This is a genomic window from Pseudomonas sp. GW821-FHT07F01, assembly GCF_059418825.1.
The window spans coordinates 813,667-840,572 of the sequence record NZ_JBWKQO010000001.1 but is presented as its reverse complement, the minus strand read 5'-3'; the positions used below and the strand labels follow the sequence as shown (position 1 = coordinate 840,572).

Annotated in this window: 14 protein-coding genes; 1 reads left to right on the top strand and 13 read right to left on the bottom strand. The window is 64.5% G+C overall.

Going from position 1 to position 26,906, the window contains the following annotated elements:
- Nucleotides 1-60: 60 nt before the first annotated feature.
- From AC07R1_RS03825 to AC07R1_RS03805, 5 genes are read right to left on the bottom strand one after another with little or no spacing between them, the layout of a single operon-like run.
- Nucleotides 61-1,557: an efflux transporter outer membrane subunit gene (locus AC07R1_RS03825; protein WP_495110150.1), complete on the bottom strand. Its 1,497-nt coding sequence runs from the start codon at nucleotides 1,555-1,557 to the stop codon at nucleotides 61-63.
- An 11-nt stretch (nucleotides 1,558-1,568) separates the two neighbouring features.
- Entirely contained in the window at nucleotides 1,569-2,687 is a 1,119-nt protein-coding gene (locus tag AC07R1_RS03820; RefSeq protein ID WP_011061090.1) for an ABC transporter permease, read from the bottom strand.
- 4 nt (nucleotides 2,688-2,691) lie between these two features.
- Nucleotides 2,692-3,840, bottom strand: coding sequence for an ABC transporter permease (locus AC07R1_RS03815; protein ID WP_019093651.1), 1,149 nt, complete (start codon nucleotides 3,838-3,840; stop codon nucleotides 2,692-2,694).
- Nucleotides 3,841-3,843: 3 nt separating this feature from the next.
- Complete coding sequence (locus AC07R1_RS03810; protein ID WP_041117996.1) at nucleotides 3,844-5,613, bottom strand: ATP-binding cassette domain-containing protein; 1,770 nt, start codon at nucleotides 5,611-5,613, stop codon at nucleotides 3,844-3,846.
- Nucleotides 5,610-6,623 (bottom strand): HlyD family secretion protein, encoded by a 1,014-nt coding sequence (locus tag AC07R1_RS03805; RefSeq protein WP_011061087.1) that lies wholly within the window; start codon nucleotides 6,621-6,623, stop codon nucleotides 5,610-5,612. The genes AC07R1_RS03810 and AC07R1_RS03805 overlap by 4 nt, the downstream gene beginning before the upstream one ends.
- Nucleotides 6,624-6,734: 111 nt before the next feature.
- On the opposite strand from AC07R1_RS03805, the gene AC07R1_RS03800 reads away from it, so the two are divergent.
- Complete coding sequence (locus tag AC07R1_RS03800) at nucleotides 6,735-7,370, top strand: TetR/AcrR family transcriptional regulator (protein WP_026020031.1); 636 nt, start codon at nucleotides 6,735-6,737, stop codon at nucleotides 7,368-7,370.
- Nucleotides 7,371-7,375: 5 nt separating this feature from the next.
- Here the strand turns inward: AC07R1_RS03800 and AC07R1_RS03795 are convergent, their stop codons facing one another.
- From AC07R1_RS03795 to AC07R1_RS03760, 8 genes are read right to left on the bottom strand one after another with little or no spacing between them, the layout of a single operon-like run.
- Nucleotides 7,376-8,158 carry a thioesterase II family protein gene (locus AC07R1_RS03795; protein WP_011061085.1) on the bottom strand — a complete coding sequence of 261 codons (783 nt, stop codon included), beginning with the start codon at nucleotides 8,156-8,158 and terminating at the stop codon, nucleotides 7,376-7,378.
- Between the two features lie 3 nt (nucleotides 8,159-8,161).
- Entirely contained in the window at nucleotides 8,162-9,658 is a 1,497-nt protein-coding gene (pltF, locus tag AC07R1_RS03790; protein ID WP_495110149.1) for an L-proline--[L-prolyl-carrier protein] ligase, read from the bottom strand.
- The gene (gene pltE / locus AC07R1_RS03785; RefSeq protein WP_077934033.1) at nucleotides 9,655-10,797 is read right to left on the bottom strand and encodes an L-prolyl-[peptidyl-carrier protein] dehydrogenase; all 1,143 of its coding nucleotides are present in this window, start codon (nucleotides 10,795-10,797) and stop codon (nucleotides 9,655-9,657) included. Before pltE ends, pltF begins: the two co-directional genes overlap by 4 nt.
- Nucleotide 10,798: 1 nt before the next feature.
- A complete protein-coding gene (locus AC07R1_RS03780) occupies nucleotides 10,799-12,433 on the bottom strand; it encodes an NAD(P)/FAD-dependent oxidoreductase (RefSeq protein ID WP_053158244.1) in 1,635 nt (544 codons plus the stop codon).
- A gap of 50 nt (nucleotides 12,434-12,483) precedes the next feature.
- Nucleotides 12,484-17,808, bottom strand: coding sequence for a type I polyketide synthase (locus tag AC07R1_RS03775; RefSeq protein ID WP_495110148.1), 5,325 nt, complete (start codon nucleotides 17,806-17,808; stop codon nucleotides 12,484-12,486).
- 48 nt (nucleotides 17,809-17,856) lie between these two features.
- Nucleotides 17,857-25,233, bottom strand: coding sequence for a type I polyketide synthase (locus AC07R1_RS03770; RefSeq protein ID WP_495110147.1), 7,377 nt, complete (start codon nucleotides 25,231-25,233; stop codon nucleotides 17,857-17,859).
- A 32-nt stretch (nucleotides 25,234-25,265) separates the two neighbouring features.
- Complete coding sequence (gene pltA / locus AC07R1_RS03765; protein ID WP_011061079.1) at nucleotides 25,266-26,615, bottom strand: 1H-pyrrole-2-carbonyl-[peptidyl-carrier protein] chlorinase; 1,350 nt, start codon at nucleotides 26,613-26,615, stop codon at nucleotides 25,266-25,268.
- Between the two features lie 13 nt (nucleotides 26,616-26,628).
- Complete coding sequence (locus tag AC07R1_RS03760; protein WP_011061078.1) at nucleotides 26,629-26,895, bottom strand: phosphopantetheine-binding protein; 267 nt, start codon at nucleotides 26,893-26,895, stop codon at nucleotides 26,629-26,631.
- Nucleotides 26,896-26,906 lie beyond the last annotated feature (11 nt).

The window sequence follows — 26,906 nt, the reverse complement described above, 5'->3', positions numbered from 1 at the left end:
CCTATTCCGTTAGGAAAGTGGGTCTGGGGGGAGTGCTGCCAGAGGCAGCGTTTCAGGGGCTCAGGTGGAATGCCCACCCATGGATTTGTAAATGCTGATCAGGTGAGTACGCAGTTGACTGTCGCTATTGACCAGGTCGCGCTGCGCCTCCAGCACGGTGCGCTGCGCTTCCAGTTCCTCCAGGTAGCTGGCCTCCCCGGCCGCGTACCGGACGCGGGTCCACTCATAGGTGCGGGCCTTGCTGTCATAGCTGTCCTTGAGGTGCGCGGCACGCTGGTATTCGTTGTGGTAGCGGCTCATCGCATCGTCCACTTCCTGCCAGGCTGCCAGTACGGTCCGGTGAAATGCCACGGCCGCCTCTTGCTGTTCGAGTGTGCGCAGGACCACGGTCTTGCTGCGCCGCCCACGGTCGAACAGCGGCAGGTCCAGGCGCGGCCCTACCGACCAGGTGCGGCTGCTCCAGTCGGCAAACTGGCCGCTCTTGTAGGATTCGAAGCCGAAGTCGGCCCCCAGCATCACGCTCGGGTACAGTTCGGCCTCGGCCACTCCGATGCCCGCCGTCGCCCGATGCAAGCGGGCCTGGGCCGCGCGGATGTCCGGACGCTCCCGGGCCAGGTCGCCAGGCAGGCCCAACTGCAGGTTGGGCAGCGGGCGGCTCAAGGCATTATCAGGCCGCTCCGCGAGCAAGGTTTCCAGGGCTCCGGGATGCTCCCCCAGCAACAGCGCAATACGGTTGCCCGCCTGGGTGTGCAGCGCCTTCCAACCCGGTATCTGTGCATGCAGCGAGGCCAGCCGTGCCTCTTGGCGTTCCACCGCGAACCCGTCTTCCTCGCCCTCCCGGGCCTGGACGGCAACCACTTGCAGGTGCGCGGCCAGGATCTGTGCCTCCTGCTCCAGAAGACGGGTCTGGCGCTGTGCGGTACGCACTTCGAAGTAGTTTCGCGCCAGCTCGCTGGAGACACTGAGCAACACGTCGTCCAGGGTCGCGGCCGCACCATCGACCTCGGCCTGGGCGGCTTCACCCAGGCGTGACACCCGCCCCCAGAGATCCAGCTCCCATGAAACGTCGAACCCGGCCTGGTACAGGCTATAAGGGTCGGTAAGCACCTTTTCCAGGGCATCACTGTCGCTGCCCAAGGCTTCAAGCATTCGATTGTTCGGCGCATACCGGCTTTGCCGGTTTCGCGAAGCCGCCGCGGAAAAGGACACTTCGGGCGTTTCCAGGGAAGCGACTATCTGGCGTTGCAACCGCACCTGGGCAAACCGCAGCAAGGCCGTGTGCAGGTCCGGGCTGCCTTCGCGCACCTGGGCCTGCAGCTGGTCCAGCACCGGGTCGCCAAACACCTGCCACCAGTTGCCGTCTGCGGTTTGCGAGGGGGTCGCCGGGGCTTTGCCCGGCACCGAAGACGCTGGCGGGCCACTGTGCCAATCCGTCCAGCGTTCCGGGCTGGTAACTGCCGGCGCCTTGAAATCGGGCCCGACGGTGCAGGCGGTGATGGCCAGCAGCATGGCCAGCGTCAGCCCATTACGCAGGTATCCAGAGTGAGTAGTTTTCATGACATTCCTTATCACACCAATCGATTGCGAAACAGCCACGCAGCCAGCGGCAGGGTCACCAGCGCAACGGCAAGCATGGGCACCAGGTTCCAGGACACATCCGCCAGCGTTGCCCCCTCCAGGTAGATCCTCCTGACCAGGTCGATGGCAAAGCGCAGCGGATCGAGATAGGTCAGCAGTTGCAGGGCCTCGGGCATGCTGTGCACCGGGGTGATCAGGCCGGAGAGCAGGATCAGCGGCATCATCAGCACGAAGGTGTACACCATGGCCTGCTGCATGTTGGCCGACAGCGCCGAGATCGACAGCCCGATGCCCACGCAGGCGCTGGTGAAGACGAACAGCCCCAGGTACAGGTCCAGCACGGAGCCGATCATGGGGATCTTGAACCAGAACAGGCCGATGAGGAGGATCAGGCTGGACTGCAAGAGGCCGATCAGTACCGACGGCAGGGCCTTGCCCAGCAGGATCACAAAAGGCGTCAGCGGAGTCACCAGCAGTTGGTCGAAGGTGCCCTGCTCGCGCTCCCTGGCTACCGACAACGCCGCCAGCATCAGGGTCTGGATCATGCTCAGCGCGGCGATCAGGCCCGGCACTATGTTCCAGCGGGTTTGCAGGTTGGGGTTGAACCAGGCACGGGTCTCCAGGCGTACCGGCGCGTTGTCCACCGCCAGGAACTGCTGGTTGAAGTCAGCCACCAGGTTGGCGATATGCCCGGCCGCCATTCCCGCGGTCGTCGAGTTGCGCCCATCCAGGATCAACTGCAAGCCGGCGTTTTCATGCCGGCTCAGGCGCTCGTCGAAGTCTGCGGCGATATGCAGCACCAGCAAGGCACTGCCCCGGTCGATCACCGGGGCGATCTCATCGACGCTGGTCAGGGTCGACACTCGGGCAAATACCCCGGAGGCATCGAAGCGTGCCAAAAGCTCTGTCGAAGCGCGCCCCTGGCTCTGATCCAGCACGGCATAGGGCACGTAGTTCAGGTCGTAGGTGGCGCCGTAGCCAAACAGCAATGACTGGACGATCGCCGGGGCAATCAGGATCACCCGGTTGGCCGGGTCCTTGACGATGGCCAGGAACTCCTTCTGAAACAGGAACAGCAACTCGCGTAGGAAATTCATCAGCTTGTCCATGGCTTCAATCCAGCTTCTTGCGGGTGCACAGGCGTGCAGCGTTCAACAGGAACACGGCGTAGGCCGCGAGGATTGCGAGGTTCTTGGCGATCAATGGCCAGTTGTTGCCAGCCAGGAACAGGGTCTTGACCAGTTCCATGAAGTAAGTCGCCGGCAGGATCGAGCCCACCACGCGGATGAACGTCGGCACATTGCGCAGATCGAAGAGGAACCCCGAGAGCATCAGCGCCGGCAGGAAGCTGAAGATGATCGCGATCTGGCTGGCCAGGAACTGGTTGCGTGTCTTCGCCGAAATCAGCAGGCCAATGCCCAGGGTGACCAGCAGGTAGAGCATGGAGCTCAGCAGCAGGAGCACCAGCGAACCCTGGATCGGTACCTCGAACAGCAACCGCGCCGAAACCAGGCACATCACCAGGCCCAGCAGGCCCACCAGGAAATAGGGAATGATCTTGGCCAGGAGTATTTCGATCGACCTGACCGGGGTGACGAACAGTGATTCGAGCGTGCCCCGCTCCCACTCCCGGGCCAGTACCAGAGAGGTCAGGAAGGCACCCACCAGGGTCATGATCAGGGCGATGAGCCCGGGCACCAGGTACCAGGTACTGCTGTTGGCGGCGTTGAACCACATGCGTTCGACGACCAGCACCCGACCGGCCGACTGGGGCTGCCGGGAGCGGTCGAACTGCTGCTGTTGCCAGACATTCAGCGCGCCCCTGACATAGCGTCCAAGGGTCGCCGCGCTGTTGGCATCGGCGCCATGCAGGAGCAATTGCAAGCGCGCATCCTGCTGTTCGAGGCGCCTGGAAAAATCCGCCGGCACGCGCACGATGCCGTCGACCCGACGCTTGTCCATCAGCGCTTGGGCCTCGGCCATGCTGGTCACCTGGACCACCGAGAAGTAGTCCGAACTCGCAAGCTTCGCCACCACGCTGCGGGCGCTGGGGGAGCTGTCTTCCAGGACCACGGCCAGCGGCGTGTTGCGAATGTCCAGGGACAGGCCGTAGCCAAATATCAGGATCAGTACGATGGGCAGGACAATGCCTATCGCCAGGTTGCTCTTGTCACGCATCAATTGGCGCAACTCCTTTCGGGTGAGCGCAATGAGCCTGCGCCTGAACCCTGAGGCGGATCGATTGGAGTCAGTCATGGTCATTCCTCACTGCACCGGGGCGCTGGCCTGGGCCCGAGCACGCTCGACCACGGCAATGAAGGCGCTGTTCATGTCGGCAAGCGACTCGCTGCCCTGGTGGCGTACCTGTTCCGGAGTGCCCAGGGCCAGCAGCCGTCCGGCATCCTGGATGACGATACGGTCGCAGTACTCGGCCTCTTCCATGAAGTGGGTGGTGATCACGATCGTCGTGCCGCTTTGCGCCAGGGCGGTGATACGGCGCCAGAATGCCCGGCGGGCCAAGGGGTCGATACCGCTGGTGGGTTCGTCGAGAAACAGGATCTGCGGCTCGTGCAGCAACGCGACCGCCATGGCCAGGCGCTGCTTGTAGCCACCGGGCAGCTCGCCGCTGCGCAGGTGCTTGTGTTCGTCGAGGTCGAACTGTTCGAGCATCAACGCCACCCGCGCTTTCAGCTTCGCGCCGTGCAGGCCATAGGCGCCGCCGAAGAAGCGCAGGTTCTCCAGGGCCGACAGGTTCGCGTACAGGGCGAACTTCTGCGAGACGTAGCCGATCTTGCGCCGCGCCGCCGCACGTGCGGTGCGCAGGTTGACGCCAGCCACCTCAAGGTGCCCGCTGGAGGCGGGAAGCAAACCGCAAAGCATGCGAAACGTGGTGGTCTTGCCGGCTCCGTTGGGGCCCAGCAAGCCGAATATCTCGCCCTTCAACACCTCGAACGAGGTGCTGGCAACCGCGGTGAAGTCCCCGAACTTGCGCACCAGGTCGCGGACCTCGATGACCACCGCACGCCCAGAGGCAGCGTCGCCCTGGCCGTCGCTGGCGGGCGCCTGCGCCGGCTCGTCCAGGCTTGCAACGCTGCCAACCTGTTGCCGGAGCAACACCATGAAGCCATCTTCGAGGCGGGCCTCCAGCGCCTGGGGAGAGGCCTGGCCAGCCAGGGATGGAATGGCCTGCAGAGGCACCTGGGCGCTGCGGATAAAGCGAACCATGCCGCCTTCGGGCACGGCATCGATGATGTGTTCATTGTCGTCAAGCAAGCGCGCCTGCAACAGCCTGGCCGGGGTGCCGGCCTCGGGGCCGACGCCATAGCACAGGCCCTGCGCCAGATGGCACAACTGCGCCGGTGGCCCCTGGGCGATCAGCCGCCCCTGGTACAGCACAAAGACCTGGGCGCAACGCTGGGCCTCGTCCATGTAGGCAGTGCTGATCAGCACCGTGAGGTTTTCCTGCTCGATCAGTTGTTCGATGATGCTCCACAGTTCCCGCCGCGACAGCGGATCCACCCCCACGGTGGGCTCGTCCAGCAGCAACAGTTGCGGTGAACGGACCAGGGTACAGGCCAGCCCCAGTTTCTGTTTCATGCCGCCGGAAAGCTGTCCGGCCAGCCGGTCGCGAAAACGCGTCAGGTCCATCATCTGCAGCAACCGGGAAAAGCGCTCCTCGCGCTGCTGGGCGCGCACGCCATGCAGGTCGGCGTAGAGTTCGAGGTTTTCCTGGATCGTCAGGTCTTCGTACAGGCCGAACTTCTGGGGCATGTAGCTGATGAGGTCCTGCACCTGCTGCGGATCTGCGGCGACGTCCAGCCCCAGCACCTTCAACAGCCCTTCGTCGGCCTTGAGCAAGCCGGCAATCATCCGCAACAGGGTGGTTTTTCCGGCCCCGTCCGGCCCCACCAGGGCACTCAACTTGCCACTGGGCACCTCCAGAGAAACCTGCTCTAGAGCCAACTGTTCTCGCGTTCCACTGCGAAAGCGCTTGACCAGTTCAACAGCCTGAACCGTTACCGCTGGCGCACTCATGGCGTGGCCCCGGCCACCGGTGCCTGGTCAAGGTAGACGGTCGCCGGCATACCGAGCCGCAGGCGATCGTCAGGGTCCTTGACCAGCACCCGGATCTCGTAGACCAGGCTGGTGCGCAGGTCTTCCGTTTCCACCGACTTGGGGGTGAATTCGGCAACCGAGGAGATGTAGCCGACTTTGCCGTCGATGGCCTGGTCAGGAAAGCTGTCGGTGTAGACCCGCGCCATCTGGTCCGCACGTATGTGGCCCAACTGGCGCTCGTTGACATAGGCCCGCACCCACTTGGGGTCGGTCAGGGCCAGGGCAAACACCGGGCGCTGGGGCGAGGCCATATCCCCCGGCTCCAGCAGGCGCGTGCGGATCCGGGCCTGGGTCGGCGCCTTGAGCTGAGCGCGCGCCAGGTAATGTTCCAGCAGGTCCAGGTCGGCCCTGGAGGCTTGCAGGTCGGCCGTGGCCTGGGCGATGTCTTCATTGCGTGGGCCGATCTTGGCCAGGGTCCAGGATTCGCGCTGCTCCTGCGACTGGGCCTTGGCCACTTGCAAGCGGGCGGCTGCCTGGTCCAGGCGTTGCTGGCTGACGCCCTTGCCCTGGGTGTCGTCGGCGATCCTGCGCAGGCGCTGCATGTGCAGTTGAGCCAGCTGCATTTGCGCCTGGGCGGCATCAAAACGTGCCTTGGACTGCTCGACCTCTTGAGGCCGTGTGCCATTTTTCAAGCGCAGCAGCGCCTGTTCCTGGGCGCCGATCCTGGCCTTGGAGCGATTTATTTCCAGGCGCAGTGTGCGTGTGTCGAGTTCCGCCAGGACCTGGCCTGGCTGCACCAGGTCGCCCTCTTCGGCATACAGCGCGGCGATTCGCTCACTGCCGTCGAACGCCAGGGACACCTGGCGAATGTCGACGTTGCCATGGAGCTTGAGGTGGTCGTTCTGCTTCTCGGGGCGAAGGAGAAACCAGGAAACACCCGCTGTGGCCACCAGCAGTACGGCAACCCCTACAATCAACTGCTTCTTCATCCATGAGTCCTTTGTTTGCCAAGGCCTAATTAAAATTCAATTTGAATTTAAATTAGAAAATAACAGATACTGGCCATGAAGCAACCCCCCGCTCAGACCACGAGGAACATCATGAACACGCGACGCAGAACCAGCAGAAGCGACGGCGAACACACTAAAATCCGCATTCTCGAAGTGGCTGCCCGCCTGTTTGCCCAGCATGGCTATGCCAACACCGCGAGCAAGCTCATCTGTGAAGAAGCCGGCGCCGACCTCGCCGCCATCAACTACCACTTCGGTAGCCGGGAAGCCCTGTACAAGGCGGTGCTGATCGAGGGACACAAGCAGCTGGTGAGCTTCGAAGCCCTGTCGCAGTTGGCGCAAAGCGAAGAGCCGGCGCTGATCAAGCTCGATAGCTTCATCGATGCCATCGTCACCCGGGTGCTCGATGAGCAGAGCTGGCAAAGCAAAGTCTGTGCACGGGAAATACTGGCGCCCACTGTCCATTTCACCAGCCTTGTGCAAGAAGAAGTGATGCCCAAATTCCGTCTGCTGGAAGCGCTCATCAGCGAGATCACCGGCTTTCCGATCGGTGACCCGGCGCTGGCGCGTTGCACCATCAGCATCATCGCGCCCTGCCTGATGCTGGCGGTGATAGATCGCCAGCAGCCCAGCCCGCTGCAAGCCGTCCTGCAACACGACGCCAACGCCCTGAAAGCCCACTTCAAGCTGTTCGCCAGGTCCGGCCTCGCGGCCATTGCCCAATAGTCGGCTCACACCGCCAGACTGCCAGGCTGATTGTGCAGGGCGCTGCCCAGCACTGTTTTGACCCGCGACATGACCTGGGCGTCGAGAAAGAAATGGCCACCGGCAAACACGAACTGCTCGAAGCCGCCCAGGGTGTAGCGCCGCCACTGCTGCATCTGCGCAGGCGGCGCAATCAGGTCCTGGGCGCCGCTCAGGCAGATCATGCGGGTGTCCAGCGGCTGCGGCTGGGCACCGGCGTAGGAGTAGACCATCTGTATGTCGGCCTGAATGATGGGCAGGTACATCTGCATCAGGTCCTCCTCGGCCAGCACCACCGCCGGCACGCCCCCCATGGCCTGCAGCGCGGCGATGGCCTGCTCTGCCGGCAGCTGGTGCAGCGGTGCTACCCGTTGCCGCACATGGGGCGCAACCATGCCCGAGAGCATCAGTTGCTGCGGCATCGGCAACCGCCGCTCCTGCAGCACACCGGCGACCGCAAAGGCCAGCAAGGCGCCCATGCTGTGGCCGAAGAAACAGCAGGGGATGTCATCGCCAAACTGCTCCAGGCAGTCGGCCACGTCATTGGCCGCCGCCTGCATGTCGCTGTAGCAGGCCTCCTGGCTGCGACCCTCGCGGCCCGGCAACTGCAAGGCATACAGGTCGACCTGGTCGTACAGGGGCAGGAACCAGCGATGAAAGACCGAGGCCCCGCTCCCGGCATAGGGAAAGGTGAACAGGCGCATCTTGCCCCGAGGCCGGCTGGCATAGGGAAACCAGGCGTCCTTGGCCACGCGTGATGGAGTTCCCATGGGTCAGCCCTCCACCTGCCTGGCCAGGGCGAAGCGATCGACCTTGCCATTGGCGTTGCGTGGCAGTGCGTCCAGGCACAGCACCTTGTCGATGATCATGTAGCGAGGCAGGCGCTGGGCGCAGTGGCGCTTGAGGTCGATCAGCGAAAGAGCGTCCCGGGTGTGAGCGACCAGCACGCCCCACAACTGCGCGTTCATCCCCTCCCCGACCACCAGCACGGCGGCCTCGCTGACCTGGGGATGGACCAGTAGCGCGGCTTCGACTTCCCCGCGCTCGATCCGGTTGCCACGCACCTTGAGCATGTCGTCACGACGCCCCAGGTATTCGTAGTTGCCGTCAGGCCGCTGCCTGACCATATCGCCGGTCTTGTAGGGCCCCTCCTGAGCCGGCTTGGCGAAATAGCCCAGCATGACCGTAGGCCCCTGCACCACCAGCTCACCTTCTTCACCCACTGCACAGCGGCTGCCATCAGGCTTTTGCGCCCACACCTGGTTGCCGGAGGCGGCCGTGCCGATGGGCACCGGGAGCACGCGCTCGGGATCGATGGCGCCGACCTCGAATGCGGTGCACACATTGGTTTCCGTGGGGCCGAAGAGATTGGCCAGACGCACATCGGCATAGGCCGCGCGCAGGTCACGCAGGTGCTTGATCGGAAAAGGCTCGCCGGCGAACAACAGTACCCGCAGGGTGTCCTGGATATCGCTGAGCAAGTCGCCGTCTTGCATCATCATCATGAGTACCGAGGGCACCGAGTACCAGATGCTGATTTCGTGCTGGCGGATGAAGTCGGTCAGCAGCCGCGGCGAGAACGCGATCGACTCGGGAACCAGGCACACCGTCGCGCCCACATTGAGCGCGCAGTAGATGTCCAGGACCGACAGGTCGAAATGCAGGGGGGCATGGTTGGCGAAACGCTCGCCAGGCTGGAAGCAATAGCGCTCGCACGCCCAGTCGACGAAGGCCAGGGCATTGCCGTGGCTGAGCGCAACCCCTTTGGGCACGCCGGTGGACCCGGAGGTGTAGAGGATGTAGGCCAGATCGTCCGGCTGGATGCGCAGCGTAGGCACTACGCTGGAGCCGGTATCGATGTTGCGCCAGTAGCCGGCGCTGGCCGGGTCGTCCAGGACCACGCTGCGCACCTGGGCAAGCGCGGAGCCGGCAAGTTCTTCCTGGCGTGCCGCGGTGCAGAGGACCAGCACGGCCTGGGAATCCCCGGCGATCTTTTCCAGGCGCGACACCGGGCTCAGAGGGTCCACCGGCACATACACCACCCCCAGCCGCAGGGCCGCCTGCATGACCGCCACCAGGTCCACCGACTTGTGCGCCCAGAGCAGGATCCGCTGCCCCTGGCCGACCCCCAGGGCACAGAGCATTGCCACGAATTCCCGGGTCCTGAGCTCCAGCGCCTCGTAGCTCAAGGCATCCTGCTCATCCACCACCGCCGTCTGCCGCGGGTAGCGGGCAAGGCTGTGCATCATCCGTTCATGGAGCAGCTTCATAGCTTCAGCTCCCGGGCAATGATCTCGTGCTGCATGTCGCTGGTGCCGGAAAAGATCGTAGTGCCGATGGAGTCGCGCAGCATCGCCTCGATCCCGAAAGACTCCAGGCAGCCCCGGCCGCCGAAAATCCTCACCGCATCGATGCTAGATGCCAGCGCCCCTTCACTGATGGCCAGTTTCGACAGGGCAATGTTGAGCTGCCCCGAATCGCCCTGGTCCATGCCCCAGCACGCCCGGAACAGCAGCAACCGCGCCGACTCCAGGCGCAGCTTCATTTGCGCGATACGGTGCGAAACCGCCTGGTTGTCGCCAATCGGCTTGCCAAACTGGCGCCGGGTGCGCGCATGCTCGATGGTCTGTTCCAGTTGCCGTTCCATCATCCCCAGGAACGCTGCGAACAGGCAGGCACGCTCCCAGCCCATGGAGCTCTGGAACACCTGCCGGCCCTGCCCCTCCTCACCCAGGCGGTTGACCTCAGGAACCCTGCAATCGTCAAAGAACACTTCACCCGCGGGGCAGCTTCTCAGGCATACCTTGTCCAGGGGCTCACTGACCCTGAGCCCCGCACTGCTGCGGTGGACGATAAAACCGCTGACCCCCAGGGCACCGTACTCGGGCTGGGTGGTGGCATAGGTCACGAAGATGTCGGCAATCGGCGCATTGCCGGCAAAGCTCTTGTGGCCGTCAAGGCGATAACTGCCATCGGCCTGGGGCCAGGCACGGCTCTTCAAATTGCTGGAGTCGGAGCCGGCCTCGGGTTCGGTGATTGCGTTGGAGCCGATGAATTCACCGCTGGCGAGTTTGGGCAACACATCGCGTTTGGTTTCCGCTGTTGCGAACTCGACGATCGGCATCGCACAGGCAAACTGGTGGGCCGCCGCCGCGAACACCAGGCCCATGTCTGTGCAACCCAGGCCAAAGGCGTGCATGGCAATGGCCGTCGACAGTGCACCCAGGCCCTGGCCACCGTATTCCCGGGGAATCGACAGCCCCAGCAATCCGGCCTCGCCGCAGATCGCCCATTGCCGGGCGGTGAAATACCGCGAGTGTTCATTGCCACAGGCCGCCAGTTGCTCGGCACATACCTGGGCGATCATGGCCGCATGTTTTTTCTGGGTATCGTCGTAGTTGAAGTCCATTTCAACTCTCCTTGCGCAGGGAAGGTTTTCTGAAGGATCGATAGAAAATCAGCCGCCCGACCTCTGAGGGCACTTGCATCAGGCCCCACCAGAGCGCCTTGAGCTTTCTCAAGGTGGTCAGTTGATAGACACGAGCGTGAGGATTAGCAAAATCAAAAATAGGCGGAACAAAACTGGCGTTGGCAAGCTCCGCAAAGATGCTGCTCGCCGCGTGCGCAGCAGAGACCTTGGCGCTTTTGACGTCATCACAAAGGCCCAGCGTAGTGTTGAGAATATCCTTGTACCCCTGATACAGAGGCATCCAGAAACCGTCCTCTGCGAGCTGGTCGATTTCATCGAACACTTGCGGGTCCAGGTCCTTGGCAAAGGCATCGTTGATCTTGCGCGCGGTGATGGTGGCGGCAATCGACTGCAGCAGCCAGACACGGGCGAAGGCATTCCACAACTCGGGGTCGCGAAACGACACATAGGCCGCTGAGGCGATCCGGTCACTCAAGCTGATGATGCTGTCCTGGGTCAGGACAAAATCATTCAGGGCCGGGCTGCGGTAGTCACCGCTGTGCGCCGCCTTGATCAGCCGGTGCGCCAGCGCCAGAACCAGTTCCGCAGCATTGGACAGCTTGCGCGAGAACAACAGATCATTGCTCGCGGCGCCCTCATCGAACATCAGGCAGCGGCGTTCGAGCGCCGTGCGATAGACCTGCCGGGGCGGCTGGCGCAGCGCCCACTCGCGCACCCGCCGGGCGCCGGACAGGTGCCGCCCCAGGCCGGGGTACAGCTCGATCAGGCCGGCCAGGACCTGGTCGCCGTCCATGCTCGGGCAGAGGTCCTCACGCAGTGAAACCAGCACGCTGACCAAAGGGTTGCGCGAGTGCTGATGGTTGTTGAACGGGATGACCCCCACCCAGCCCCCGTCGAACACGTGATGCAGAGTGCCGCCATGCCACTGGCCGGGAAAATCGCCCTGCACGCACTCATCGAACGGCACCACCCCGAGCATATGAGTGGAGAATTCCAGGGTCCGGGTCTTCTGCGTCGAAGCCTGGCTGACCAGGCCAGCCTGCCGCGCCAGCACCTGGCCGCCCTGGCTGCCATCAACCATGAAATCGGCAGTGACCCAGCGTCCCAGCGCCGTAGCTACCTTGACCCCGCTGTCCTCGACCAGCACCTCGGGGCTGTTGTCGATCTCCACCAGCTGCGCGCCATAACCGATGGCCGCCGCCAGCAGATAGGCATCGATATCGGGCCTGAACAGATGATTCTCGCCATGCTCGGAGGGCACGTTGAATTGCAGCGCCTGGCCCAGGTCCACCGCCCGGCTGCGCTGGTGATAGATGAACCCGAGGTTCTTCTTGACCCCGGAAGACGGCATCACCTTCTGCTGGATATCCCGGGTGCGGGCGATATTCTTTATTTCCGGCACGCCATAGCGGTCGGCAATCAGCTCGAAAATCATCGAGGTATAGGGAATCGTCGCCTCACCGGTAAGGTCGGGGGGCATCTGCCGGTTGCGCAACAAACCGACCCGGACCTTGTTCCGGGCCAGGCAGGCGGCGAGCATGATCACGCTGATGCTGTTGCCCGCCAAGAGAATGTCGTAATGCTCTGGCGCCTTGCCAGACTGCACATCGTTCATAACCACCTCAATCACAGATCATGGGTCTGGGTTGCACTGCCCGCGGCCCGTCAGGCCTCGGCCACGCAGCCCTGTTCCTTTATCGAACGGGCCAGGAAGTCCGGCCACATCAGGCCCGGACACTCAAGAAACTCGCGGGCCTTGATCTCCAGCTTCAGATCGCGCCGGCAGCGGGCGACCATGTCCATCACCAGCAGCGAGTCCAGGCCGTAGTCCATCAGGCTGCCGCCATCCTCGAGCTTGGCCCGCACCTGTTCGGTCTTGACCCCGAGCAACTGCGCGTACTGCTCCCACACGTAGTCATCCAGCAATGCCAGGGCAGCGGCTTCGTCGGCGCCCGCCAGTTGCTGCAGGATCTCCACGTTGCTGCTTTCGCCGGCCCTGGCGGTCGGAGCCTGGCTGCGGATGTACTGCAGCAGCGGTTGCGGGCCGCGGGATTCGAGCAGTGGCTTGAAGCGATTCCAGTCCACCCCTGACACCACCATCTGGGGCAGCTCGCTGGCCAGAATCCGCGACAGCAGGCCGACGTTCTGTACCGGGGCGATCTGTTTCAAGCCAACGCTGGTGAGGAAATTCAGCACCTGCTCGTCGAACAGGTGACTGCCGCCGGCCCACAGCCCCCAGTCGATCACCAGGGCACTCAGGCCCATGGCCCGACGCTGCCACGCCAGGCTGTCGAGGAACTGATTGGCGGCTGCGTAGCTGGCGACATGCTGCGAACCCCAGACACTGGCGATGCTCGAACACAGGACAAAGAAGTCCAGGTCCAGCCCCAGGGACAGTTCGTGCAACAACCAGGTGCCCTCGACCTTGGGCCGCATCACCTGGTCGAAACTGTCACGGTCGACGTCCTTGAGATCCTGCGGAATTGAAATTCCGGCGGCATGGAAGATGCCCTTCAGGCTCGCGCCCGACGCCTCCAGACCGCAGAACAGCCGCTGCATGTCCTGGGGCGAGGTGATGTCGGCCTGGACGTAACTCACCCGCGATGCCGCAGCGCCGAAGCGCTCCAGGCCCGTGGCGACATCCTCCAGTGGCCGCCGGCCGGTGATCAGCACAGCGCCCGCGCCTTTATCCAGAAGCCACTGGGCCATGGCCAGGCCAATTCCACCCATGCCGCCGGTAATCAGGTAACTGCCCTGCGGGCAAGGTGCATAGGCCTGTGCTGGCAACTGCGTAGCGCTGAAATGGTTCAGGCGCTGGACATAACGCTTGCCCGGGCGCAGGCAGATCTTGTCCTCGCCATCGGGGTCGCTGACTTCTTCGGCCAGCGCCCTTGCCCAGTGAGGATCGTCGGGGGCCAGGTCGATCAGCCCGCGCCAGTGTTCGGGGTGCTCCAGGGCGAGCGTCTTGCCCAGCCCCCACAACGGCCCGGTCGCCACTTGCAGGGGCTGGTCGCGATCCAGGCCAACAGGGTTTGCCCCTTGGGTCACCAGCCACAACCGGCCACCGCGCGGGCCCAGTTCGATGAGCGCCTGGACCATCTCCAGCAACGGGTGGAACAGTGTCGCCTGCAGGCTCGACAGGCTCTGCAGCGTGGTCGAGCCGGCATCCTCGATGTCTTTGCCATCGAGCACGATGATATCGGCGGCCAAGGCCTCGCCTTCATCGGTCAATGCCTGGCTCGGGTCCTGGGCCAGCACCCTCCGCGCGCTATCGAGCAACTGCTGCGGGCACAGGACCCCGGCACGATGCCCGCCACGCTGCAGGTGTTCGACCAGAGGAGCGGCGGTCTCCGGCGAGCGGCTGACCAGGGTGAACAAGCGGCCCTGCTGCGGCACTTCGGCGCGCTGGCGAGGGCGTTCGAGCCAATCCAGGCTGTAGAGCACGTCGGGCTGGTAAAGCATGCCACGCAGCGCCTCCTCACTCGGGGCGGCAGCCAGGGTCAGCCCTTCCAGGCTGCCTACACACTGGCCGTGCGCATCGTACAAGGCGCAGTCGAACTGCTGCGGATGTGCCTGGCTCGTGGCAATCACCAGGCTTTTTGCCCGGGGCGAAGCGGACCGGCTGGCGACCCAGCGGCGGATGCCGCTTATCGAGCCCGGCGCATCGCCCGGCACCGCCTGCCCCAGGTACTCGAGGACCTGCCCAAGGTGATTGCCGTGCGGATCGGGTTCTGCCGGCAACTGCATGTGGTAGACAAAGCCTGCGTCCTGGGTGGCGGCATGGCCCGGGTCCGGCAGGCCGCCCCGGACAGCCGCCGGCAGGCCTTCCAGGGTCAGCGACAGGACCGGCTGCCAATCGGCACCGGCAACCTTGGCCGCTGCGCTCAGGGCCGAACAGTTGACCTCCCAGGCCGCCCCGGACAGCGGCTTGAGTTCGGTGAACAGATGCAACTGGTCATCGACATGGAACGCCAGGGCCGGGGTGATGCTGGCGAGGCTCACCCCATAGGTGTCCAGCTGCAAGTGGCCGGCCAGCTCATCGCTCAGGGCTGCCAGCAACCGGTCAGGACGCAGCAGCGCCAGGTCATCGCGGATCTCGCCGCCCACGGCCTGCAGGAGCGCGCTATCGAGCGTCGACTCGAATGCCGGAGTGGGTGCATTGACCGAATGCCCCAGCAGCCGGCCGACCGCTCCCGCAGCGACCTGTTGCAGGGGCGAGCCGCTGGCGTTGTCGAACCAGTAGCGCTGGCGCTGAAACGCATACCCGGGCAAGGCCTGGCGCAAGGCCCCGTCATGCTCGTGCAGCCGGGCCCAGTCGAGGTTATGGCCGCCCACGTAGAGCTGCGCGGCGGCCAGGCGCAGGTCCCTGGACGGATCGCCGGCCCGGCGCAGGCTGGCCAGGACCAGGCTGCCGTCCGCCAGGGGGTGACGGCCGATCAGCGGCGTCAACACAGCATCGGAGGCCACTTCAAGGAAGGTTTTCACCCCCAGCTCTGCGATCAGGGTGTTGACCCCTTCGCTGAACCTCACGGCCTGGCGGGTGTGCGTACACCAGTAATCGGGCGAGCTCAGGCTGGAGAGCGTATGCACCCGGCCAGTGACACTGCTGATGACCGGCAAGCGCGGCTCGCTGAAGGTGATCTGCGCCACCGTCTGGCGGAACGCTTCAAGCATCGGCTCGGTGGCTGCGGTATGGAAGGCATGGGAAACCGCAAGCTTCTTGACCTTGCAACCGCTGGCGAGCGCCGCTTCGGCCAGCGCCTGGACCTCGGCTTGCGGCCCGGCCACCACCACGTCCTGCGGGCTGTTGACCGCCGCCAGTTCGATCGCGCTGCCGGGCCGGTCCTTGAGCAGCTCCAGCAGTTGCGCCTCGCTCATGCCCAGTGCGTACATCGCGCCGCCGGCCGTCATCAGTTGCTGGGCCAGGCGCCCACGCGCCTCCACCATACGCAGCGCGTCAGCCAGGGATACCGCCCCGGCCACACAGATTGCACTGATCTCGCCGAAACTGTGTCCGAACAGCGCATCGGCAGCGACCCCCCAATGCATCCACAACCGCGCCAGGGCATATTCGACCGCGAATATCGCCGGCTGGGCATAGCGGGTCTGTTGCAGGTAGCTGTCACTGGCCGCACCCGCGTCCAGCACCAGGGTCAGCAGGTCCACGTCCATCAGCGGCTGCAACAGGGCGCGGCATTCATCGATCTGCGCCTTGAAGAATGGTTCGCTGTCATACAGTGCCTGGGCCATTGCCCGGTACTGGCAGCCCTGCCCCGGAAAGAGCATCACCAGCGGCGCCGCCGCTCCCTGGCAGCGCCCTTCGAATACATGCCCCACCACCTTGCGTGACGCATAGGCTGCCAGTTGCTCGCGCAGCCCCTCACGGCTATCGGCCACGGCCGCGAAACGATGGCCAAAGTGTGCCCGCCCGACGTTCGCCGTGTAGCACAGGTCCTTGAGTTCGAGCTGGCTGTTGTCGGCGATAAAACGTTCATAGCGTCCGGCAATCTGGCGCCGGGGCGTCTCGCCCTTGGCCGACAGAGTGATCAGCTGCCAGGGGTTGTCGCGCCCCTGGGCACGTTCGCGCAGCGGCGCGTCGCCCACTAGCACATGGGCGTTGGTGCCGGTGACACCAAACGAACTGACACCGGCGTGCCGCGCCTTGCCCTGGCGTGGCCAGGGCGTGGATTCGGTGACCACCTTCAGGGCCAGGCGATCCCATTCGATCCGCGGGTTGGGCGTGTTGAAGTGCACCTGGGGCACCAGGGCCTCTTGTTGCAGGCACAGCAGGACCTTGGCCAGCCCGGTCACCCCCGCGACCGGTTCGAGATGCCCCATGTTGGCCTTGATCGAGCCCACCAGCAGCGGTGCATCGACGGGCCGCTGCTTGCCCAGTACCGCATGCAGGGCGTGTAGTTCGATCGGGTCGCCCAGCGCGGTGCCGGTGCCATGGGCCTCGACATAGTCGACCTCGCTGCCCTGGAGCCCGGCCTGGCCGAGCGCCAGCCTGATCACCTCTTCCTGGGCGTGGATGTTGGGCACGGTGATGCCGCTGCTGGCGCCGTCGTTGTTGACCGCACTACCCTCGATCACGGCCAGCACCGGGTCCTGGTCGCGTACCGCATCGCTCAGCCGCTTGAGCGCAAGGATCACGCAGCCTTCGGCGCGCCCGTAGCCATCGGCCGCCGCGTCGAAGGTCTTGCAGCGGCCATCGGGGGCCACGGCCCGCAGCTTGCTGACCAGGATGAAACCGTAGGGCGACAGGATCAGGTTGACCCCACCGGCCAGCGCCAGCTCGCTCTCGCGGCTGCGCAGGCTGTTGCAGGCCTGGTGCAGGGCCACCAGGGATGAGGAGCAGGAGGTGTCGAGCACCACCGCCGGGCCCCTGGAGCCCAGGGTGTAGGCAATGCGCCCGGCCACGAAGCTGGTTTCGCCATAGAACTGGTAGGCGTTGACGTCCTCGACCGCGCCCAACTGCTGGCGCAGGCGCACGTAATCATTGGTACTGACCCCCATGAACACGCCGAGCTTCTTGCCATGCAGGCTGTCGGGGGCGATCGCGGCGTTCTCCAGGGCCTCCCAGGCAACCTCCAGGGCCAGGCGCTGCTGGGGGTCCATGCCTTCGGCTTCCTTGGGCGAAATGCCGAAGAAGCCCGGGTCGAACTGATCCACCCCCTCGATGAAGCCACCGCGCATGACGTAGGCCTTGCCGGGTGCCTGGGGATCAGGATGGTAATAGTCGGTGCCGTACAGACGGTCGCTGGGCATGTCGCCCACCGCATCGGTGGCATGTTTCAGCAGGCTCCACAGCCGCTTCGGTGTGTCGGCACTGCCCGGCAGCCGGCACCCCAGGCCCACTACGGCGATCGGTTCGACAGGCGCCGAGCTCTTGCCGGCCACCTTTTCCTTGAGCGCACGGATGGTGGTGATTGCCTGAGCAAGACTCTCTTGCAGCTGTTCCTTGCTTACATCGCGGACATCGTTATCCATAAAGGCCTCGATCAGTGATTCTCTGGCAGTTGTCATCCAGCCCCAGGGCTAGTAATTGGCGATATCGCGCAGCTCGTCTTCGAGAGCACCAATCAGCTCGGCCCGTGACAGTTCATGCAGGTCCTGATGCCGCGACGCTGGCGACACAGGTTCGGGCACCGCCACCGGCTCCCGGGTTTCAGGCGCCAGGAGCTGGCCCATGAGGTAGTCCGTGACCTGTTCGATGGAGGTGTATTCGAAGCCGAAGGTCGAAGGCAGGTCGATGCTCAACGCCCGGCCCAGCCGTGAGCGCAGGTCCAGCGACATGACCGAGGACATGCCCATGTCGAAGAAGCCCTTCCTGACATCGAGCTCCAGGCCATCGGCAACGCCGAACACCTGCCCCACTACCTCGCAGATCAGCGCCTGCATGGCCCGGCGCTGCTGCAGCGGTGGCAGGCCAATCAGCTCGGCCAGACGCTGATCCGCTGCGCTATCCGCTGCACCCAGGTGTTCGAGCAAGGGCCAGGGCAGCACGCTCAGGTACAGCCCTTTGAGTTGTTGCCAGTCGACATTGAGCAGCCCGCACTGGCCCTGGCCACCCAGCACGCGGGCTATGGCCTGCACTATCTGCGAGCGCTGCAAAGGCTGCAGGCCGCTGCCTTGCATGGCCGTGCGGGCTGCGGCGTCCTGCTCAAGCTCCTGTTCGCTCTGCGTCAGGTGCAGCAGCTGGCAGTTCAACCCCTGGCGCCGGCGCTGTGCATGCACCCACAAGGCATATGCATCGGCAATCGCCGAGCGGGCGAAGCCGGCCCCGCCAAGCAGGGAAGACACGCTGCCCAGGATCAGGAAGAACGCTTCGGGGTCATCGATCAGCTGGTGAACCTGCTGCAAGACCTCAAGCGGCCGAACGCCTTCCTGCATTCGCACGACAAACTCTGGCTCCTTGAGCGCAACCGTGCGCCAGTCAAGATCGAGGTGGATAAAGCCGGCGATGCGGTCTTGCGCTCGCAGCGTCGCGAAGGTGTCAGCCAGGTTTTCCCGGCTCAGGTCCGAGAGGCTGCTGATCGCCATCGCTTCGGGCATCCGCTCAGGCATGTGCAGTTGCCCGGGGGCCTCGCAGAGCAGCAGCACACGCTGCACACCCCGCTGCCCGAGCGCCGTCAGCACAGTCTCCATGTCAGATCCCGGGACGGCATGCAGCACAACGGTTCCGTTCAGCGCCGGCGGCTCCAGACGCTGTAGCGGGTCGGCTTGATCCTCCACCAGGTATTGCACCTCGACCCGGGCGCCGCTGATCGCAAAGTGATCATGGCCAGGTTGGCCGTGCAACAGCCGGCAGAGGCTGGCGTAGCTTCTTCTGTCGCTGCCCTGCAAAGTCACCAGACCGCCCCACCAGGCAGGATGCTCCAGGGCGAAGATATGCGCGGCGCCCTGCCAGGTGGCCTGGACAGCGGCCATGGCCGGCGACGCAGCATCACTGGCATGAAGGGCGAACCAGACCGGCTTTGCCGGTGTTCCGACGCTGGCAATCGCACCGGCGAAGGCCTGTACCAGCGCCGCAGAGGCCACCAGGGATATACCGAGGCCGTCGGCCTCCTGAGCCTCACCGCCGGCAACGATCACCCCCAGGCAGGACGGATCGGCCACTGCCCCGCGCAACGCCGAGGACAGCTTGCGGGCCAGAGGTTGTTGCCCGGCGTGCAGCTCGATGACTTCGACCGGACGCTGTTCAGCCGCAAACGCCGCAGCCAGTGGCTGGACCTCGGCAGTGCTCCAGGCCAGCACCATCCAGTAGCCCTCGCGTTGCTGAGCGCCCTCGCCCGGCATCGGATAGTCCTGCAATTGGCGAGCGATCATCGGCAGGTCGAGGGGTGCGGTCTGGAGGTCGGGCAAGTACCACGAACCAGGATGGCCAAACTGCGGACCTTCGAACAGCGCCAGCTGGCAACCCCGGGCATCCACTACCTGCAGGCTGTCGGGTTTGTCGGCGTCATGGCCGGCCAGCACAATCCATACCTGCGCCGGCAGGTCTGCCCATACCTGGAGCCCGGAGAACCCGACCAGCGCGGCGGCGTGGGCGCCTTCAAACAGCTCGACCACACTGGCCAGCAACTGGGTCTGGCGCTCGGCCGCCGTCAGGGAGTGGGCAAAGCGGTACAAGGCCCGCTGCCCGCCCGTGGCCGCACACCCGGACCATGGGCACAGGCCAACGTCCGGCGCCGGCGGTGAAGGCTCATCGAGCATCGACACCCCGCACAGGGTTTCCTCCTGCAACTGCGCTGCACAGTCAACCAGGGTTCCGCTCATGCAGACCTGGCGGCGCTCGTCGCCGGCCCCTTGCAAGGCCAGTTCGAAGCAGGCGTCAGGCGCCTGGGTGAGGTGGATGCTCAGGTGCGAAGTGAGGTGCTGTTCGCCGCGCAGACGCAGCTGGGCAATCTGCAAGTCGCGGATCTGCTGCACGCCCCGTGGTGTTTCCCGCACCGCCTGGAGCACGGCATCCAGCAACAGGTGAGTCTTGACCCTGTACCCCTGTTCGCCCAGCGGGTCGTAATGCCCGGCCTGGGGAGCGAGAGCCCCCGACCAGTACCAGAGCTGCCCGGCCGGCCGTACCAGCCCCTGCAGGCAAGGATGGCCCGAGGCTGCCCGGGCGGGCTGCACCGCCGTAGCCGGCTGGCCAGCATCGATCCAGTAGTCGTTGAGCTGCCAGGGATAGGTGGGCAACCCGATGGCCTGACAGCCGTCCGGCAAGCGCTCGGGGCCCGGCGGCTGGGCGCCGCGGCCAAAGGCCTCGGCCAGGGTCGCCCAGGGTTCGCCGGCCGCGGGTTTGCGGTCATTGGCGATGGGGCTGCCGGCCAGCCAGGCCTGTAGTGCCTGAGCCAGCTCGCGGCAATCCTGGCCGTGGACGACCAGGCGTTCCTTGAACGCCGTGCGCCGCATCAGCGCGTTGTAGCAGATGGTCTGTGGGCAGTGCTCGGTAGCGCCCAGGAAGGACACATAGCGCTGGGCCAGCTCCGCCAATGCCGCCGGGGTGGCCGCGGACAGGCACAAGGCCACTGGTGCTGTGGCAGGTGGCAAAGGCGCTGTCGCGGGCGCCGTATAGCCCTTGAGCAGCACATGCACGTTGGTCCCGGTGAAACCAAAGGCACTGACCCCGGCCACCCGCGACTCCGGCCGGCCCGGCCAGTCCATGGCCTGATGCGCCAGCTTGAGGTTCATGGCCGCCCAGTCGACACGGGTGTTGGCCCGCTGCAGATGGGCTTGCGGGGCAATCCGGCCGTGCTCCACCACCAGGCAGGCCTTGATCAGCGAAGCGATGCCCGCTGCCGCCTCGAGGTGCCCGATATTGGCCTTGACCGAGGCCACCGTCAGCGGCGTACTGTCGGGGCTGGCCTGGCGATAGGCGTTGTGCAGGGCGTTGAGCTCGATGGGGTCACCCAGCACCGTGCCGGTGCCATGGGCCTCGACGTAGCTGACTTGCCCCGGATGCACGCCGGCGTTGGCCAGTGCTTCGCTGATCAGCGCCTCTTGCGCCGGACCATTGGGCACTGTCAGCCCGGCACAGGCACCGTCGTGATTGACCGCCGAACCGAGAATCGTCGCGACAATCGGGTCACGCTCCCGCTCGGCCTGGGCCTGGCGCTTGAGAATGACCACGCCGCAGCCCTCCCCTCGACCGTAACCGTCGGCACTGTCGTCGAAGGCCTTGCTGATGCCGTCCGGGGCCAATGCGCCGGCCTGCCCCATGGATTGAAAGATCGACGCCGAGGCGATGACATTCACCCCACCCACAATCGCGATGTCGCACTCCGCGGCACGCAAGCTGTTGCACGCCAGATGGATGGCCGTGAGCGATGACGAGCATGCGGTGTCCACCGTCAGGCTCGGCCCACGCACGCCGAGAAAATGCGAGAGGCGCCCGCAGATCGCCGAAAACGAACTGCCAGTGCCGTAGTGGGCATCCACGCCTTGCACGCTACCCAGGACCCGGGTTTCGTAGTCGTGGGAGTTGGCCCCGACAAACACCCCGACCCTCTGTTCCAGCAGCTTCTCCTGAGGGATACCGGCCCGTTCCAGAGCCTCCCAGGCCACCATCAGCAACAGCCGTTGCTGGGGGTCCATGCTCCGGGCTTCCTTGGGGGAAATGCGGAAGAACGCTTCGTCGAACCCTTCGGGGCGCTGGATAAGGCTGGCAAACCGCGGGAAGGTTTCCTCCGGCTTGGCGCCGGCGAGCCGGGACGGCGGTACCGGCCCCACGGTGTCCGTCTGTTCCAGCATCAGCTTCCAGAGTGCCTCGGGGCTGTCGGCCTGGGGAAACCGGCACGCCATGGCCACCACGGCGACGCTCCCCGCGGCGTCGGTCGCCCCGGCATCGACCGTTATCGGGGTGCTGGCCGGCTCCCGGGACAGCAGCCCTTCCAGGTACTGGCCCAGCCGGTTGATGGTGGGATAGTCGAAGCCCACGGTCGCCGACAGCTTGAGGGCGAACTGGCGCTCCAGCATGCGCTTGAATTCAACCAGGGAAATCGAGCTCAGGCCCAGTTCGAAGAAGCCTCGATCCGGGTCCGGGTCGGCACAGGCCACGCCGATGATCTGCGTCAGCAGTGCACCAATCTGCGCCCGCACATCCCCCACCGGCTGCGCCGCTGCGGACACCTTGGCCGGTGCCGGCACAGCGACTTGTGCCAGCTGCGGCACGCTCAGCGCCACATCGTTGGCCTGGGCGCAGAGATTGCCCTGGGCGTCATACACCAGTACCTGCGCCCGCAGCTGGGACACGAGCCCTGCCGGCTGCGGCCGCGGCGCCGGGGCAAACCAGAAACGCTCCTGCTGCCAGGGATAGGCCGGCAGCTCCAGCGCCGCCTCCCTGGGTTGGAAGGCTTGCCAGTCGGGACCTGCGCCCCACTCGTACAGGCGGGCAACAATACTGGCCAGCTCCAGGGCGGCGTCGCCCTGCTTGTGCAAGGCGCCGCACACCAGTCCCTGGGTTCCCTTGTCGGCCAGGGCCTGGTTGATCGACGCCGCCAACACGGTGTGCGGGCCGATCTCGACGAACAGCCGGTGTCCCTGCTCGATCAACTGTTCGATGGCGCGATCGAAGCGCACGATGCCACGGGCATTCCTCGCCCAGTAGTCGGCATCTGCCAGGATCGGCTCCTCGGGCATCGCACTGGTGGAAATCCAGGGCGTGTGCGCGGCAAACACCGGCAAATCCTCCAGCCCCGCGCGGATCTGCGTCAGGCACTCATCCATCTGGCGGGAGTGGAAGGCATATTCCGCCGGCATCAGGTAAGTGAAGATGCCTTCGTCACGCAGTTGCTGATCCAGAGCCTGTACAGCCTGCGGGCTGCCGGACACCACACAGCTGTTTCGACTGTTGACCACCGACAGTTCCAGTTGCGGGTTGTTCGCCAGACGCGACTGGAGCGTCGGCGCGGGCAAGCCCACCACCAGCATCCGCCCCTGCCCCAGGGTGTCCTTCATGGCCTGGGCCCGATGGTGGATGACCCGCACCGCCGACTCCAGGTCCAGTGCTCCGGCGCAATAGGCCGCGGCCACTTCCCCCATGGAGTGGCCGACCACCGCCGCCGGGATCACACCCCACTGGCGCAGGCATTCACTGATCGCCACCTGGATGGCAAAGATGCAGGGCTGGGCAAATTCGGTCAGGTGCAGGCGGGACCCACTGGCGTCGCTGCGCAGCTCGGCCTCCACCGACCAGCTTGCCCACTGGGCCAGCGCCTGGTCGCAACGCCGGATCATCGCCAGGAAGGCCGGCTCCCGTTCAAGCAGGTCGCGACCCATTCCCACCCACTGGGCGCCCTGCCCGGTAAACACCAGCACGGGCCCGCGCCGATCCTCTTCGTCCGTCGTGCAGGCCAAGGTCGGGGCCGGCAACTGCTCCAGCTGGCTCTTCAATTGCGCGGCGTTCGCACCCACCACGGCCGACCGGTAGGGAAAGTGATCACGACGATGAATGGCGCTGGCGACAAAGGCTTGCAATTGCCCATCGTCCTGCTGCGGCAGATGAACGGCATAGGCCCTGGCCTGCTCCACCACGGCCTGCGCGGACCTGGCCGATACCGGCAGGACCCAGGGCCGGCCCTGTGCCGATCGTTCCTGCTGCGGCTGTGCCTGCCGATAGGCGCTGGCATCTTCGAGAATCATGTGGACGTTGGTGCCACTGAGCCCGAAACCACTGATTCCAGCCAGGCGCGGCCGGTCGGGCAACGACTCGATCGCCGTGGGCACCGCCAGCCGGGAACGCTTCCAGTCCACCAGTGGGTTCAACTGTGCGAGATGCAGTTGCGCAGGCACCTCGGCGTGCTTGAGAACCATCATGGTCTTGATCACGCTGGCCATTCCGGCGGCCGCATCCAGATGGCCCATGTTGGCCTTGACCGAGCCCACCCACAGCGGCCGCTCACGCCCCTGGAAGGCACTGTCCAGCGAAGAGAGTTCGATCGGATCGCCCAGGGGCGTACCGGTGCCGTGGGCCTCGACATAGTCGATGTCGTCCACGCTCAAGCCGGCCACTTTCAGGGCCTGGCTGATCACCGCAGCCTGGGCATTGGCGTTGGGCACGGTCTGGCCGGCACTGGCGCCATCCTGGTTGATCGCCGAGCCCCTGATCACCGCCTGGATCGGATCGCCATCGCGCAGGGCATCTGCCAGGCGCTTGAGCACCGTGACCCCGCAGCCTTCGCCCCGGACGATCCCGTCGGCCGCCGCATCGAATACCCGGCAGCGGCCACTGGGCGAGATCGCCCTGATCTGGCTCATGTAGATCGTCAGGTCCGGCGCCAGCATCAGGTTCACCCCTCCGGCCAGGGCCATGTCCGCCTCCCCTGCCTGCAAGGCGCGACAGGCCAGGTGCATGGCCACCAGGGAAGAAGAGCATGCAGTGGTCACGGTCATTGCCGGCCCATGAACACCCAGGTGGTAGGCAATACGCCCGGCGGCGAAGCTGAATTCCTTGCCGGCGGCATAGTAGGGGTTGATCTGTTCGATGCCGGCCTCGCGGGAGTGCAGTGCCAGGTAATCCATGCCCAGCATGCCGACATAGACCGCGGTCCTGCTGCCTTTGAGCTGCTCGCGGGTCAGGCCGGCACGGGCCACGCTTTCACAGGCGACCTCCAGCAGCAGGCGCTGCTGCGGGTCCATTTCCTTGGCTTCAGAGGCCGAGATGCCAAAGTAATGTGCATCGAAGCGGTCGATGTGCTCGAGGAACGCCCCCACCTTGCTGTAGGTCGTACCGGTTTCAGCAGCGCTCTCATCGTAGATCGCCGCTGTGTCCCAGCGCTCTGCGGGAACCGGTCCGACAAAATCGGTCCCAGCACGAAGGAGCTCCCAGAATGCCTCGGGGGTCGATGCACCTTTGGCAAAGCGGCATCCACTCCCGATGATTGCAATGGGTTCAAAATCCATGGGCGCACGAGCATCCATTCAGTCATCTCCTTCGACTGGGTGTTTAGTGTTTAGAACGCGGGTTTGGCGGTAGGAACCTGCATGTCGCCCAGGTACTTGTGCCAGAGGTGTTCCGGGTCGCTTTCAACCGCAGCGATGATTTCGCGCATCTTGTCCAGCACTTCCAGGCGCTTGCCGCTGTAGACGTCCCCTTGCAGCAATTGCAGGATGTCCAGGCGGTAGCGTGGGTCTTGAACGAACGCGGTGAAGAGGATGTTAAGGCGGTAATAGAGCGTGATGAACTCATACCAGTTCTTGATGCCATTCCTGATCATGCCTTCGTAGTGAGTGAAACTGGACTTGCTAAAGTCGTTGTTCTTCACCGCCTCGATGATGTCGCCGCTGGCGATGCGCGCACTGTTGAGTGCAACGCTGACGCCGCTGGAGAAGATCGGGTCGACGAACCGTGCGGCATCGCCGATCAGCACGAAGCTGTCGCCACAGACTTCTTTCATGCCGTAGCTGTAGTCCGCCTCTTTCTTGAACGGGCGGACCTGCTCCGATGCCTTCAGCGCGTCATGCAGGTTTTCCCGGGTCTTCACCGCTTCCCAGAAGAACTCTTCATAGGTGAGGTCGGAGTTGGTGTAGTTCTGCTTCTGCGTAACCACGCCCACGCTGGTAATGGTTTCGGTGATCGGGATCTGCCAGACCCAGGTATTGGTCATCGGCAGGAAGTGAATGAAGATGTAGTCGACCTTGTCCGGGCTTTGCGTCGCCGACTTGCGGTCGAAGTTGTCGAACCAGGAGTGAATCGCGAACTGGTTGAAGACCGGGTCCTTTTCTCGCAAGCCCAGCCGGCGGCCCAGCAGCACGTTGCGACCGCTGGCATCCACCACCATCTTCGCCTTGATCTCCACGCTGCGCTTGCCCAGCTTGGCATTGACAATGACATTGCCCGGGCTGAGAAACTCGACGTCAGCGATCTCCACGCCCTGGAAGACCTTGGCCCCCAGCGAACCTGCGTGCTCCAGAAGAATGCGGTCGAACTTGCCGCGGTCGACGTGGAACGTGAAGTCGCGATCGACCCCTTCCTGCTTGCGCTCGTTGAAGAGGATTTCCGCCGAACGGAAATCGTGGTCCAGCCCCTGGAAGCCCATCTTGTCTTCGGGGCCGGAATCTGCCGAGGTCCAGGCAGCGCCGAACTTCTTCGGGAAGTTGGCTTTCTCGATCTTTTCCATCACCCCGATTTCCAGCAGCACCGGAGTGGTGGCCGGTACCAGCGACTCGCCAACATGCTCGCGCTCGAACAGTTCTTTTTCGAACACCGCGCATTTGACACCGGCTTTTGCCAGGTAGGAGGCCATGGTCGAACCCGCCGGCCCGCCACCGATAATCACTACATCATAATCATGATCGCTCATTGCCCACTCCCTGTTAGGCGCACTCGGCCTTTAGTTGCTCGACAGTCCTGGATATTGCATTCAGGTCTTTAAAATATTTTCCGGTGATATGGGTACTTGGAATCGAGACACCCATTTCATCCCTGATGTAGACCATGAGCTTGACGATATTCATCGAGTTGAGAATGCCCCACTCCAGTAGTGGAGTCTGGTCATCAAGCTCATCTTCCTTTGCACTTGGCCCGATCAAATCTTCCATGATGTAGCGACGAATCTTTTCTTTAACTTCCTCTCCGTCCATAGACGTACGCT

Coding starts and splice junctions, on each gene's coding strand:
- AC07R1_RS03825 (WP_495110150.1), bottom strand. CDS start 1,557: ATGAAAACTACTCACTCTGGATACCTGCGTAATGGGCTGACGCTGGCC.
- AC07R1_RS03820 (WP_011061090.1), bottom strand. CDS start 2,687: ATGGACAAGCTGATGAATTTCCTACGCGAGTTGCTGTTCCTGTTTCAG.
- AC07R1_RS03815 (WP_019093651.1), bottom strand. CDS start 3,840: ATGACCATGACTGACTCCAATCGATCCGCCTCAGGGTTCAGGCGCAGG.
- AC07R1_RS03810 (WP_041117996.1), bottom strand. CDS start 5,613: ATGAGTGCGCCAGCGGTAACGGTTCAGGCTGTTGAACTGGTCAAGCGC.
- AC07R1_RS03805 (WP_011061087.1), bottom strand. CDS start 6,623: ATGAAGAAGCAGTTGATTGTAGGGGTTGCCGTACTGCTGGTGGCCACA.
- AC07R1_RS03800 (WP_026020031.1), top strand. CDS start 6,735: ATGAACACGCGACGCAGAACCAGCAGAAGCGACGGCGAACACACTAAA.
- AC07R1_RS03795 (WP_011061085.1), bottom strand. CDS start 8,158: ATGGGAACTCCATCACGCGTGGCCAAGGACGCCTGGTTTCCCTATGCC.
- pltF (WP_495110149.1), bottom strand. CDS start 9,658: ATGAAGCTGCTCCATGAACGGATGATGCACAGCCTTGCCCGCTACCCG.
- pltE (WP_077934033.1), bottom strand. CDS start 10,797: ATGGACTTCAACTACGACGATACCCAGAAAAAACATGCGGCCATGATC.
- AC07R1_RS03780 (WP_053158244.1), bottom strand. CDS start 12,433: ATGAACGATGTGCAGTCTGGCAAGGCGCCAGAGCATTACGACATTCTC.
- AC07R1_RS03775 (WP_495110148.1), bottom strand. CDS start 17,808: ATGGATAACGATGTCCGCGATGTAAGCAAGGAACAGCTGCAAGAGAGT.
- AC07R1_RS03770 (WP_495110147.1), bottom strand. CDS start 25,233: ATGGATGCTCGTGCGCCCATGGATTTTGAACCCATTGCAATCATCGGG.
- pltA (WP_011061079.1), bottom strand. CDS start 26,615: ATGAGCGATCATGATTATGATGTAGTGATTATCGGTGGCGGGCCGGCG.
- AC07R1_RS03760 (WP_011061078.1), bottom strand. CDS start 26,895: ATGGACGGAGAGGAAGTTAAAGAAAAGATTCGTCGCTACATCATGGAA.